Here is a 12,929-nt window from a genome sequence, read left to right as displayed (position 1 = left end):
GGCGGCTTGTCACCCTCAACCTATTTATTTCCCTAATAAAACAATGATACTGCACTTTGTATACACGTGGCTAGCATTGGCAAGGTCGATAACCACAGAAGTGAAGTATAAGGCGCAAAATTCTAACCATTTTTCTTGCGCGATTGTTAATAAAGTGTTTTACTCGCGCCCCTTTTTTGAAACTGATATTCAGGGAGTTGCTATGCACAAGATAAATGTTGTGGGAACCAGTGGCAGCGGCAAGTCAACTTTCAGCCGTCAACTAGCACAAACACTGAATTATCCGTACATCGAAATGGACCGATTATTTTGGAAAGCCGACTGGCAAGAGTCGAGTGATGATGAGTTTTTTGCTCAGATAGAGGAGGCCACTCAGCAGCCGTATTGGGTGCTGGACGGTAATTACAATCGTAGCCGTGAAATAAAGTGGAAAGAGGTGGACACGGTTATCTGGGTTGATTACTCAAGGTTAAGAACGCTGTATCAAGCAGTGACACGAGCAGTGTATCGCTGCTTGACGCAAAAAGAGCTGTGGCCCGGGACAGGGAATACCGAGAGTATTGTGAAATCCTTTTTCAGCCGTGATTCAATCATTCTATGGACATTGAAAACGTACCATTCTAATCGCCAACGCTATCTCGCAGATATGACAAACCCGCGTTACCAGCATATTCGTTTTATTCGTCTGACTAGCCCTCGACATGCAAAACGGTTTTTGCAGCAATTAAGTTGAGCATCGAAAGGAATCAATTCATTTCGATTTGGGCAGGGCTTACGCAAAGCCCTGCCAGTACATTTAGTCCATTAAACTTTTTGATTTAATCGCTTTCTTGGCCAGTTCTTTAGCAAATTCACTGATATCGGCTTCGAAGGCTTCAACGCTATGGCGAATGTCGTCCAACTGAACGGTTTCCATTTCACCTTCATGCATGACGACCTGTCCGTTGACGATGGTAGTTGAAACATTGCTTGGGTTAGCTTGGTATACCAAAGTCGCGTACGGGTCATAGTTTGGCATCATGTTCGCAGACTGTGTTTCTACAATAATAATGTCCGCTTTTTTACCTTTCTCCAATGAACCGATTTGGTCTTCCATATGTAGGGCTCTTGCGCCGCCGATGGTAGCCAGCTCAATGGTTTGTTGGGGAATCATGATGGTACGGTCGTTATGCTTCAGCCTTTGCATGTTGGCGGAATAGCTGAGCGTATGCCATAGATCGACTTGATTGGAGCTCATTGGCCCGTCTGTACCCAGCCCCATACGTATACCAGATCGATACATCTCCCATGCTGGGGCAATACCTGTTGCACCTTTGGCGTTGGCCATTGGGTTGTATGACACACCTGCATCAGCCTGTTTGATCAGTTGTTGATCTTGTTCTGATAGGTGGATGGCGTGAGCCAGAACGGTGCGTTCATCCAGTGCGCCAATCTGTGCCAAGTAATCAACCGGAGACTTGGCGTTGTGCTCCTCTTTGATGCGCTCCTGCTCATTCGGGAACTCGGCAACATGGATTAGTACAGGAACATCATGTTGTTTTGACAGCTGATTGATTTGTTGCAGCTTTTCTTTGCTGACCGTGTAAACGGCGTGAGGTGCGTAAGCTGGAGTGATCAGTGGATCGTTTTTGTATGTATCGATAAAGTGTTCCGCGTATTCGATGCCACCATAGGGTTCTTTGGCATCAACGACGGGAAACTTTATCACTGTCTCACCTAATACCGCGCGCAGCCCCACTTCTTTGGTCGCTTTGGCCATTTCATCCATATGGTAATACATGTCGGCGTAGGTCGTTACGCCACTTTGAGCGAGATCGATAGTGCCGAGTTTTGTGGCGTTATAAATCAATTCACGGCTGAGTTTTTCGCCTTCTAATGGGAAGAAGTAGGCAAACAGACGATTGGAAATCCCTTCTTCGCCAAGGCCACGAAAGGCTATCATTGGCAAATGGTTATGAGCATTAATAAAACCAGGTAGTACAATACCGTCGTCTGCATCAATAGTTTGTTTTGCTTGGTATTGTTCAATTAGTTCCTGCCCACCAATCGCCACAATGGTGTCATCTTTAATGACAACGACACCATTGTCGATCACGTCCATATCGGCGTTAATGGTCAAAACTTGACCGTTGGTGATCATCAGATCCACTTGGTTTTCTGGTGTTAATTGAGCACAGCCAGAGAGAAGAGTTGCTGCGACAGCAATCGAGAGTGTTTGCTTTTTCATGGATGCCCTGAAACCTCTTTTCGAAACGTATCGATAGTAAGAGAAAAATTATCTGTGTGTAAAAAAGCGCGCCAGCCTAACACTGAAATATGACAGTTTTAAGTCAGTGCGGTTACCGAATTAAGTAAATTATCATTGCTTAAAAATAACAGACTTGTCCATGTATCGGATCAAAAAATGCCAGTCAGCAAACACTGACTGGCATTTATGTGTTGAGGTGCTGAATTAGTAGTTAGCTTGGACACTGACGCCGCTAAAGCTAGTGTAGCCATTAAGCATCACGTAGTAGCGACCGTTTTGAGTGCTAGACACTGTACACGTCTCACTGTTGCCGTAGCGATATGGGCGGCAGTCCCAAGAGCTAGTCGTTGGTTTGGCGCCAAAGCGAACGTAGAGATCGGCATCACCTGTGCCACCGCTAGTGGTGACAGTCAATGTCTGACCGGCGGTCACGTCGATGTAGTAATGCTTCTGCTCACCGCGGCTACCGCTGATACCAGTCACTGGTGTGCCGTTAGTCAGTTCACCATCTGGAGAAGGCGTACCACAATCTGGTTCACAACCACTGTCAGTTTGGCTGTATAGCAGCTTATTCACGGTACCTTTAGTATCACTGACTTTGTTTACGCTCGCACGTTCGCTGATCAGTGTTGATACTTGAGCAGGTGACAGTGAGTTGTTTTCTTGTAGATACAGAGCTGCGACACCTGCTACGTGAGGCGTTGCCATGGATGTACCACTGATGGTGCGGTATCCGCCATCGTACCAAGCGGATTTAATGTTTGAACCCGGTGCAAATACGTCGACACAGCTCCCCCAGTTGGAGAAACTTGAACGACTATCGCTGCTGGTGGTTGAGCCTACAGTCACACCGCTAGGTTCGCGAGCCGGTGAGGAGTTACAAGCGTCAGCGTTGGAGTTACCTGCTGCGAGCATAAAGCTGATGCCTGATTGAACAGCGCTGGCAACTGCTTGATCAAGCGCGGTTGAGACACCACCACCCAAGCTCATGTTAGCGACCGATGGGCCAGAAGCGTTTGCCGCTACCCAATCCACACCGCCAATGACGCCTGAAGTCGTACCTGAGCCACTACAACTCAGTACGCGCACACCTACGATATTGACGTTTTTCGCCACACCGTATTGTGAACCACCAATCGTTCCCGCTACATGAGTACCGTGGCCATTACAGTCGGTGGAATCATTGTCATTGTCAACGAAGTCATAACCGGAACTCGCGCGGCCACCGAACTCGACGTGAGTGTTGGTCACACCGGTATCGATCACATAAGCGGTCACACCTGAACCATCGTAGTTGTAGGTGTAGCTGTTGCTGAGTGGCAAATCACGCTGATCGATTCGGTCTAACCCCCAAACTGGATTGGTTTGAGTGGCATTGGCAGAGACAACTGGGTCAAGTGAGATGACTTGGTCTTGCTCAATAAAATCAACTTGTTGATCAGCACGAAGGGCTTTCAATTGCTCAGCTGATAGGGTTGCAACAAAACCGCTTAAAGAACGATCATAGACTTTATCGATCTTTAAAGCGTGTTGGCTGGCTAAACCAGAAACGGTTTGCTGAGTGAACTGTTGAAGTGCTTGGGCGTCATTGCTGAGCGTCATCGGCTGCTTGAGCACGACGATGTATTGGTTTTTAATTGCGGTCTTTGCTGACGCTGTGACTAAAGGCGCGAGCATGTGGTTGTCTGATGTGATGGCTCCTCCCTCGTTTTGTTGTGCTAGCCCCGAGGTTGAGATCACTGTAAGAGTCGAGGCGATACAACAACTTAATAATTTCTTAAACATATTGTCTTCCTTTGAATTGTAAAAGAGAGTGTTGAACATGGCCTACTACAAACTACAAGCATGCAAAATGGGTTCTCATGGTTCGAAGAGAACCTGATTACAATTTTCAAACTATGCATTTATTCATGTTGTTGCATATTGTTGTTTTAGTTAATCTAGAAATCTGCGTGTGGTTTATAAAATTATTGAAATTGACTTATTACTATTTCTTGAATGGTGGGATAGGAGTCATAAATGAGAGCTTTTGCTCTATCAGGTGGGATCTACGTGCTAAGGCAATAGTGATTTATTTTGCATAGATAAGGGTGAGCGCGTGGTAAGAGTGGGATTAGGGCGTAGGTAATTGGATGTTTTATGGTAGAAAGTGGTACAAAAAGAAAAAGCCAGCAGGATGGCCCTACTGGCTTTGATAAAGCAATTAGTTTGTTGAGTTACACCTTAAATCGGTCTACCAATTCGTACAGTTCGTTGGCGCGTTGATTCAACTCTTGGCTGCCTGAGCGGTTTTCGTTGGCCAGTTCAGCCGATTGTGAGCTCTGGTCGGAAATCACCACTATGCGCTGTGAAATTTCCTGACCAACCAAGCTTTGCTCTTCGGTTGCGGTTGCGATCAAAGAGTTCATATCCATGATGGTTCCAATGGACTCCTGAATTTGAACCAGTGCTCGTGCCGCAGCGTTCGCTTCTTCAACGGTGCTTGCCCCTCTTTTCTGGCTTGACTCCATCGCTCTGACTGCGTCATCTGATGCCGCTTTCAATTGCTCAATCATTTGGTGGATCTCACCAGTACTGTCTTGGGTACGACTGGCTAACTTACGCACTTCATCAGCGACGACGGCAAAGCCACGACCTTGCTCACCAGCACGTGCGGCTTCAATTGCAGCATTGAGTGCCAATAGGTTGGTTTGCTCGGCAATATCTTGAATCACCTCAAGAGATGAGGAAATATTCTGCACATCGCCTTCAAGACGTGAAATGACACCATTCGCCTGAGATACTTCTTCGGCAAGGGCTTCAACAGATTGCGCGGCAGAGTTCACTATTCCCTGAGCTTCTTTCGCGTTGTCATCGGCCTCTTTAGCAGAGTGTGCCGCTTGGCTAGCATTGTTTGAGATTTCGGATGCCGTTGTCGTCATTTCAGTCATTGCGGTGGCGACTTGCTCGGTTTCTTCACGTTGGCCTGATGCTAACTCGTCCACTTTAGCGGCCCGGCTAGACATGTTGCTTGTTTCTGCAACGACTTGCTGACCGACATCACTCACGCTGCGAATGATGGTTTGTAAGCTGGCAACAAATGCATTGAAGTTGTTACTAAGCTGGGAAAACTCTGGTGCTTTGAAGTCTTCCATGCGGGCGGTGAGGTCAGCGTCTCCGCTGGCAAAAGAACTGATCGAAGCATCGAACAGTTCTAGTGGTTTCAGGATGGTTCGGTTCACGGCCACGGCGAAGGCGGCAACGATACCCGCGATCACGATACAGAACAAAATGATGGCAGAAAGGGTTTCCTGTAGCGCTTCCGTGGTCGCATTCTCCATTTCAGCCACAATGGCATCGATGTCGTCGGTATAGAAACCTGTACCTAGCATCAAATCCCATTCAGGAATAAATATAGAGTAACTCAGCTTAGGTAATGCTTCGGTTTCTCCCGGTTTAGGGAAGTAGTAAGTGGTAAACTCACCTGTTTTAGCGTTACGGATGAGATCTTGAATTAGGTAATTACCTTGTTTGTCCTGTAGGTTCCAGAAGCTATCACCAATACCTTTAGAACTTTGACCTTGTACTCTACGGATACCTTTAGAGTCATAACCAAATACATAGCCAGTTTTACCGTATTCTAATGTTTTTAGAGTCGGGTACGCTTCTTCTAAGCTGGCACCTCTGTCGAGAAAAGGTTGAACGGCAGATTTCGCCATTTGGAGATAGTTTCTCAGTTCCGCTTTCTTCATGTTCATCATGTTGGTGCGGGTAACTTCGATTTGCTGATCATTGAGTTCACTGGTTTTTACATAAGTAAATCCAAGCATGCCTATTGCGATGACCAGTAAAGGAACAAGCGCCAAAATATATAGGCGACTTCTAATCGTTAGACTCATACAAACATCCTGTCTCTGAAAGGTCTTTGGCGTTTTTACATTGTCAGAGCTGCATCTGGCATGAAACGCCTGTTGTTATTAATTTGGGCTATACACGCTAAATCACGCTTATTAACAAGCAGAAGAAGCGTATTCGCCCAAACGTTTATTCTTTAAGACTAGCCAATTTATCGACGCAGGACTGTGAATCTTGATAGGTTAATTAGTGTTTAATGCTTGGTATTCGTTATGTTTTATCTGAAACATTGACCGGAATCGCATTTCCGCTTTCCAGTCAGCAACTTAGAAATGGTGTATCGGTTGTCAGCAAATTTGATATAGCACCAATCAGCAACTGGACGGATGAGTCTCCAACGCAATGGTGCGTACAACCAGCCTTTGCCAACCAGTTTCCATGCACGATAAGTTACGTCTAAGCCAAGCAATAGCCTTCCATTATTATCCAGTGCGTGAAGAATTTTAGCCGCACGTTGAGCGTCAATATCTGGATAATGTAGAAAGTTGTCGGAGTGAATATCAACCAGCATCAAATGCTGCTGGTTGTCGTAGTGTGCAAGGCGTTCCATTTCTTTCACACACAGTGGGCAGGTACCATCGTAGAAAATTGTAAGTTGAGTCATAGGTTTATCCTTTTTCCATCTTCTACGTATACGCGACTTCATTGATCAGCCACAGGCTCTTTTAGATAAGTGTGCCAGTTATCGCTGAGCGACTGGTACTGGAAAACACAAAAATCTTTTCGATCAGCCAAGTAATCATTTTCTACTTCATCGAGCAAGTTGCTGTGCTTTTCAGGATCACTGCCGTAAACCAAACATAAAGTTGAGAAGTAGCGTTGCAAGTCAAAACTGTGTTCATCGATGTATTCACCAAAGTCGTAATAGTCTGGCCTGTCATCGGACTCAAAAGCAAACATATCGGCAGCGCTGATAGCGGCTTCATCACCTCCGTCTAAATATTCGATCATTAAAATCGCAGCAAAATTGTCTACGGCATCCTCTTCTTTACCGAGAATAGGAATGTTCTGATCGGAGATATAAGCGTGCCCGGCCTCATGGAGTAGAGTATGCAAAACCGTGTCCATCGCTCCAAATTTTGCCTCTTTACCGTACTTTTCGTCGTACTTGTTCTTGATAAAGTAATTCAGCGCTTCCTGATAGAAGTGATAAGGCATATGCACCGTGTGCTGCTCTGGATCATAAAGTGGCCCATCTTTACTACCATATTGAATGGTTAACGTCTTGTTGAATGGAAACAGCGTATCTGACAGCTCTATTACGGTATCGTTGACTCCGTTTGCTTCAAGGTCTGCTTTCATTTTCCCTTCGGCTTGGTTAGTGGGAGGCAGATATTGGATCTGAATGTTCTTCTTAGCGGCATATGCCGCCGGCGTGATCGCTGTCGTTATAGCAACAATTGCCAGCGGGAAAAGGTGTTTAAACATAGGCAAACTCAATCTATCTGTATATTTAATATGCTGACTCAATATTGACATAAAAAACGTTACTTTGCGTTGAATCGCGCTTCGAAAGGAGACTTGTCGATGAAAATGATCGTTAAATGAAGTATTGAGGTATTTTACTCAAACTGATTTTGAGTGACTGCAGAAAGTCAGTAAAGATTACGACCAAAAACTCTCCTAACGACTAAAATTAGGGCAGCGAGTCAGCTTGTGCTACACTCGCCGCCCTTTTCTGTTTCAATGAGATCAATACCATGAGCACTAAGCAAGAACTTCAAAACCTTCACAATCGTCTGGACAAGTGTCAGCGTAAGCTGGATGCGGCGAAATCTCGTGGTGATCAGGAAATGGTGACTAAGTTCACTGACGAAGCAGATAAGCTAAGCAAAAAAATTCACGTGATGAAAAGCAAACAGAAATACGACATGAACAAAGAGCGTAAGAGCTTGATTGACATGCCGTTCTCACGTGCAATTACTAAAGAAGAACAAGCAGACATGGGTAAGCTGAAAAGGTCAGTCAAAGGTCTAATCGTGGTTCACCCAATGACTAAGCTGGGTAAAGAGCTGAGACTTGAAGTCATGACTGGTTACGCACCGAAAAAATTCTGATTTCCAGATAACTGAAAAAGCGCCGTAAGGCGCTTTTTTGTTATTGCTTTCTGTTGTGAAGGAGGCTTAGTGAATATCGAGTTTGCTAAGCAATGATGGATATCCCCAACCATTTTCTCCGGCTTTAACGTCATCTCCAGTCAGGTATTGATACAGAGTCGGAGCCAGAGAGCCGTTCTCCTCACTACTCAGTGGCGTAGCTTGTTTGCCAATTGGAGCGCCCCAAAATCCGATAAAGGCGTCCTTCTCCAAATAGCTTTCGCCTGCGTGACGGCCCGGAACTTTCGTGTTGTAGCCAATCCCTTCTCGAGGGAATAAATTCACTGTACCTGCTCGCGGTTCGGCGTAAAGCTTGGCGAGTTGTACGACGGAATCAGGCCTAGGCGTAAATTGGGTTAGTTCGCGCCATTGCATTTCATCACACCAGCTTTGTGGGTTGTCGATGCCTGCTCGGTTGACACATTGATTGACCAACTGAGCAAACGTCTCAAGCTTTGCTTGATTTGGTGAAGGCAGATAAGGGTTGAGTTTGTTGACTTCCAGTAACGCTGTTTTGCTATTGGCTTTGTAGAAATAGCGCTCTCCTTGTTTGATGATGAGCTCATCGATTCGTTTGCCGTCACGCTGAGCGACCAAACGTACCTGACACTCTGTTTCATCGCAGGTTGATTCTCTGACGACCAGGTAGTCGAGACTATCTGAAAGCTTTTCTACTGACTCGGCAATGATGTCCAGCTTTTCCCCTTGTGGTGCATTGACCGGTGTCCAGTTGGTCAGCTCCGAATAGACAGGTTGTGTTTGCCAACCCGATTGCGAATTAAACATATCCATCATGAAGTTACCGCCAGCGGTAGAGGCTACCACCACATCAACACCTTGGTTACTCGGATAATTTAATGCATTGGTGATCTTTGGTCCTTCGCCTTCATCAGATGAGATTTTCTTGATCACTAGAGGGTAGTCGAGTGATTCCGAAAGTGGCTCAAAGATCGCTTTCTCCGGATTTAAGGTGTAGTAGACCGGAGATAAACCATGGTCCCCCGCCATTCCCCAGAGTGTCTGCTGGTAAATGCCGGCGTCCTTGTACGCTTGTTCAATTTGACGTATCCAGTAATCGAGGCGGTTGAGTTCACCTGTTGGCATAATGATTTCATCGCTAAAAGGACCAACAAAGTGGGCAAAATGATCCGGCCACGGATTGTAGATCAGAGCGTAATCTGGCATCCCTTGCCCATCAAGCTCTGCATAAGTAGCGATGTCCTGTTCAATTTTCCATTTTCGGGTCAGCTTGGTGTAGAAGTCCCATAGCGGTATCTCTTGATAGCTTTGAATGTTATCGATGAGGGACTGACGCTGCTTCGTTAGCACGTTTTCCACTTCAGCTCTTTCATTCAGCTCTCTCAAACAACGTTTCTCACCAAAGTCACGTAGTGCTTCGCCTGCACCAAGGTTAACCAGACCGTCGTAACTGGTGTGAGCATTCCAGTCATATTGGGCGTTACAGTTAAGCGTTTTCATGTGAACCAGTCGATCAAACATCGTCTGAACCTGATTGGCCTGCATTAAGCGATCAAGTTGAAGGGCATCATTACCAAAGAAGTAATAGGCTCTGTCTTCGTTTCGGTCGACAAAGTGGAAATTCGGGATTCCTGTTCCTTGTTCGCCAGAGACTTTTGCCCCTGTTTTGATGATAGGCAGGTTTCTTACGCTAATCGTCGGTGTGGAAGAGATACCTACCCGAGCAATGGAGTCGGTATGGTTTTGATAAAGTCGTTTGAAGAACGGTAAGTAATATGGATCACGATACGTTTGTTCTGATAGAACCTGAAGAAAACGCATGGATTGAACGTGCTCTGGGCTGCTTGTTGCGACAGGGCTGCCGAACTCAGTACTCTTAGTATGTTGCTGGTAAGCGTGGGAAAGAAAAGGTTTATCTGGATCAACCAATCCTTCGATTAACCCTTGTTGCAACCCGTCGACCGTTACCTGAACAGCAAAGCGGCGGTTCTGCTGTGACTCGAGAAACTCAATTGCTTGTTGAGGGTGATCGTCAAACGCGTTTTGCAGCCACTCATTAAGACGTTCTTGTCTCTCATCCTGGTAGATAAATTGGCGATAGGCTTTCAGCACATTGAGACGCACAAAATCAATTAAGGTAATGGTTAACGCTTGCGCTTTGTTATTCGGTTGGCTGGCTCTGCCTGCTGCACCATCGGCCACAATGCCGAGTATGGCTTGTTTCATGTCGCCTTCTTCCATTCCTGAAGCGGCTTGTTGCATGATGCCAACCACGATTGGTTGAATCTTGGCGACCAATGCCAAATCTTCTGGTGACTTGGTTAGATATGTGTATTGCTCAGGCAGCCGATCCATATCTTGCCATTCGCCAATCTGAACCAAAGCGTCATATACGGTCACCATGGCCGCCATAAACTGACCATTAATTTGGATGCCTTCGTGGTGAGCCTGGTCTTTAGCGTGTTGTTTAGGCTCTTTTTTGGCCTTTTCCTCTAGAGCAAAGAGCGAGTGCTCAAAGCCTTTCAGAGCTTGTTTGTCATACACAGTTTGCAGGTAGGCTTTAAATTCATCATCACTACTGATTCCTGTGTAGCGATCGTAGAACTGATAAAGAAAATAGCCGAGAGGAATGGAATAAGTCGGATCAGCGATCTGTGCCATGACTCGACCTTTCGTTCTTGCATCAAGTGGCAATGTCAGTAGGTAGGTTTCTAGAGTCAGTCCGCCAATGGTAAACAGAGTCGTATCACGAGCAAAGCGCGTCGAGTAGGACAATGAAGAGGTGATTTGATTTTTCAGTACTTCTGTTGAGTTAAATAGCCCACCGATCACTGGGGTATCGCCGATATCGGCGTAAGCCGAGCTCATAGGGGTAAGGGCTGCCACAATTGCAGCAGGAAGAAGCCGTTTTCTCAACCAAACCATTGTTTATATCTCATTCATTATACTGATGATTTTCATTCTGGCAGGCTTATGGGAGAGTGCAAGAATAGGCTGACCAAAGCTTTGAGTTTATAGCGTCAGAATGTGACTTGGTTCCAGTTGTCGTATCTGTCAGGTATTTAATCCTAGTGAGAAAATGTAATTCAGATGAATTTACAATGTAAACCCTAAGAGATGAGAAGGGAGTACTAAACTTTAAATGATGACTTTTTATCATGATTAGTATGACTTAAAGTGATTTTAATTCATTCTTGATTGGCTTTACCTTAGCAGCTGTCCAAGATGATATTGAAGAGAGATGACTATGAGCCAAGAAAACCTTCGTATAGTGCCTATCACAGCGCAACACGACGCAGCGATCTGCCAGATAATCAAGCAGGTCGGCAAAGAGTATGGTGCTGTGGGAGAAGGGTTTGGGCCGTCTGATGCTGAGGTCGACAATATGAGTCAGCATTATCACGAGCAGAACCGTAGCTTGTACTTGGTTGCGCTCTTAGACGACAAGGTGGTTGGCGGTTGTGGTGTTGCGCCTTTTGGGCAAAATGAGCAAACGTGTGAATTGAAGAAGCTCTTTTTACTTAAAGAGAGTAGAGGGCTTGGCTTGGGAAAAACCTTGTCGTTGGCCTGTTTAGACTTTGCTAAGCAACAGGGTTTTGAACGTTGTTATCTGGACACTTTGTCCAATATGTCTGCGGCGGTGAGACTCTACGAAAGCTTGGGATTCGAGCATCTCACTGCACCTCTTGAGGGTACTTTGCACAACGGCTGCGATGTATGGATGCTTAAGTCTTTGTGATTCTAAGAAGGTAATATGAATAACTACAAACTGCTACGCCCATTGTTGGTGCTGCTCCAAACTCGTAGCTTGACCGAGGCTGCACTGCAGCTCAACGTCACTCAGTCAGCGATGAGCCGAACCTTGAGTCAGATAAGAACGGCCTTTGATGACCCGATTTTGATTCGGGAAGGCAAACAGTTTGTAGTCAGTGCCAGAGGCCAGCAGTTACTCGCTCAACTGCCTGAGTTGATTGGGTCATTGGATGAGCTTTATGCGGTGGAAGCATTTTTGCCTCATGCTTGTCAAAGAGAGTTCAGACTGGCCTACACGGCATTTTTGTCTGAATCGAGTGTGCCTCTGGTGTCTGCTGAACTGCTTAGATTGGCCCCAAACGCAGGGGTAAATGGAGAGCTGTGGCAAGATCAGCATGTCAGCGTTCTGGGTGACAGCCCGATTGATGTACTGGCGACCACACTCGACTACTTTCCTGAGAATATCTACGGCAAAAAATTGCTTGAAGATGAATATGTAGTACTGATGTCTGGTAATCATTCATTGGCTGACGCTAGCCTTGAAATGGATGATTATTTTAGTGCTTCCCATGTGATGGTGCATGGTATGCGAGAGATGCGTCAGTATGTGGGCGAGCAGTTTGAACATCGCAGGGTTCAGCGTAAGGTGATCGCCAGAGTGCCATCGTTCACTGCGGCAATGGAATTAGTCTGTCAGAGTAACGCACTGGTTACCGCGCCTTTGCATTTGGCGGGCTATTTTTCTAATCGTTTTGACTACGTTGTAAAACCATTGCCCTTTGATTTGCCCAAGCATAGCTACTATCTGCTGTGGCACAGTCGGCATCAAAAAGATCCTGCCCATCGATGGTTTCGGGAGCAGAGCTTTGCGGCATTACAGCGGCATTTGAAGCTGATGCACGTTGTTGGCGTTGAGCAGATGTAAAAAAGCCCTGATAGTCAGGGCTTTTTGCTGAGAT

10 protein-coding genes are annotated in these 12,929 nt (G+C 45.9%); 4 read left to right on the top strand and 6 right to left on the bottom strand.

Annotated features, from left to right (window positions below):
- Positions 1-202: 202 nt before the first annotated feature.
- Positions 203-733, top strand: coding sequence for an AAA family ATPase (locus L1D15_RS06120; protein ID WP_239875013.1), 531 nt, complete (start codon positions 203-205; stop codon positions 731-733).
- A gap of 63 nt (positions 734-796) precedes the next feature.
- On the opposite strand, the gene L1D15_RS06115 is transcribed toward L1D15_RS06120, so the two are convergent.
- The 5 genes from L1D15_RS06115 to L1D15_RS06095 form a co-directional block, all read right to left on the bottom strand.
- Positions 797-2,227 (bottom strand): amidohydrolase, encoded by a 1,431-nt coding sequence (locus tag L1D15_RS06115; RefSeq protein WP_239875012.1) that lies wholly within the window; start codon positions 2,225-2,227, stop codon positions 797-799.
- Positions 2,228-2,452: 225 nt separating this feature from the next.
- Positions 2,453-4,033, bottom strand: a complete 1,581-nt coding sequence (locus L1D15_RS06110) for a S8 family peptidase (protein WP_239875011.1) — start codon at positions 4,031-4,033, stop codon at positions 2,453-2,455.
- A 431-nt stretch (positions 4,034-4,464) separates the two neighbouring features.
- On the bottom strand, positions 4,465-6,126 hold the full coding sequence (locus L1D15_RS06105; protein WP_239869584.1) for a methyl-accepting chemotaxis protein: 1,662 nt from the start codon (positions 6,124-6,126) through the stop codon (positions 4,465-4,467).
- A gap of 233 nt (positions 6,127-6,359) precedes the next feature.
- A complete protein-coding gene (locus L1D15_RS06100) occupies positions 6,360-6,746 on the bottom strand; it encodes a DCC1-like thiol-disulfide oxidoreductase family protein (RefSeq protein ID WP_239835791.1) in 387 nt (128 codons plus the stop codon).
- Between the two features lie 38 nt (positions 6,747-6,784).
- Positions 6,785-7,570: a DUF4344 domain-containing metallopeptidase gene (locus tag L1D15_RS06095; protein WP_239869586.1), complete on the bottom strand. Its 786-nt coding sequence runs from the start codon at positions 7,568-7,570 to the stop codon at positions 6,785-6,787.
- A 272-nt stretch (positions 7,571-7,842) separates the two neighbouring features.
- On the opposite strand from L1D15_RS06095, the gene L1D15_RS06090 reads away from it, so the two are divergent.
- Positions 7,843-8,199 (top strand): YibL family ribosome-associated protein, encoded by a 357-nt coding sequence (locus L1D15_RS06090; RefSeq protein WP_006961819.1) that lies wholly within the window; start codon positions 7,843-7,845, stop codon positions 8,197-8,199.
- Between the two features lie 66 nt (positions 8,200-8,265).
- Here the strand turns inward: L1D15_RS06090 and L1D15_RS06085 are convergent, their stop codons facing one another.
- Entirely contained in the window at positions 8,266-11,142 is a 2,877-nt protein-coding gene (locus tag L1D15_RS06085) for an alkaline phosphatase family protein (RefSeq protein ID WP_239875010.1), read from the bottom strand.
- A gap of 322 nt (positions 11,143-11,464) precedes the next feature.
- On the opposite strand from L1D15_RS06085, the gene L1D15_RS06080 reads away from it, so the two are divergent.
- Together L1D15_RS06080 and L1D15_RS06075 are read left to right on the top strand one after the other, a co-directional pair.
- Positions 11,465-11,956 carry a GNAT family N-acetyltransferase gene (locus L1D15_RS06080; protein ID WP_239875009.1) on the top strand — a complete coding sequence of 164 codons (492 nt, stop codon included), beginning with the start codon at positions 11,465-11,467 and terminating at the stop codon, positions 11,954-11,956.
- A 15-nt stretch (positions 11,957-11,971) separates the two neighbouring features.
- The gene (locus tag L1D15_RS06075) at positions 11,972-12,895 is read left to right on the top strand and encodes a LysR family transcriptional regulator (RefSeq protein ID WP_239875008.1); all 924 of its coding nucleotides are present in this window, start codon (positions 11,972-11,974) and stop codon (positions 12,893-12,895) included.
- The last annotated feature ends 34 nt before the right edge of the window (positions 12,896-12,929 follow it).

It is taken from the genome of Vibrio sp. Isolate25 (genome assembly GCF_022398025.1).
GTDB lineage: Bacteria > Pseudomonadota > Gammaproteobacteria > Enterobacterales > Vibrionaceae > Vibrio > Vibrio coralliilyticus_A.
This window is presented reverse-complemented; position numbering and strand designations above follow the sequence as displayed.

Bases quoted from the DNA above. Each gene is read 5' to 3' on its own strand.
- L1D15_RS06120 (WP_239875013.1), top strand. From the start codon at position 203: ATGCACAAGATAAATGTTGTGGGAACCAGTGGCAGCGGCAAGTCAACT.
- L1D15_RS06115 (WP_239875012.1), bottom strand. From the start codon at position 2,227: ATGAAAAAGCAAACACTCTCGATTGCTGTCGCAGCAACTCTTCTCTCT.
- L1D15_RS06110 (WP_239875011.1), bottom strand. From the start codon at position 4,033: ATGTTTAAGAAATTATTAAGTTGTTGTATCGCCTCGACTCTTACAGTG.
- L1D15_RS06105 (WP_239869584.1), bottom strand. From the start codon at position 6,126: ATGAGTCTAACGATTAGAAGTCGCCTATATATTTTGGCGCTTGTTCCT.
- L1D15_RS06100 (WP_239835791.1), bottom strand. From the start codon at position 6,746: ATGACTCAACTTACAATTTTCTACGATGGTACCTGCCCACTGTGTGTG.
- L1D15_RS06095 (WP_239869586.1), bottom strand. From the start codon at position 7,570: ATGTTTAAACACCTTTTCCCGCTGGCAATTGTTGCTATAACGACAGCG.
- L1D15_RS06090 (WP_006961819.1), top strand. From the start codon at position 7,843: ATGAGCACTAAGCAAGAACTTCAAAACCTTCACAATCGTCTGGACAAG.
- L1D15_RS06085 (WP_239875010.1), bottom strand. From the start codon at position 11,142: ATGGTTTGGTTGAGAAAACGGCTTCTTCCTGCTGCAATTGTGGCAGCC.
- L1D15_RS06080 (WP_239875009.1), top strand. From the start codon at position 11,465: ATGAGCCAAGAAAACCTTCGTATAGTGCCTATCACAGCGCAACACGAC.
- L1D15_RS06075 (WP_239875008.1), top strand. From the start codon at position 11,972: ATGAATAACTACAAACTGCTACGCCCATTGTTGGTGCTGCTCCAAACT.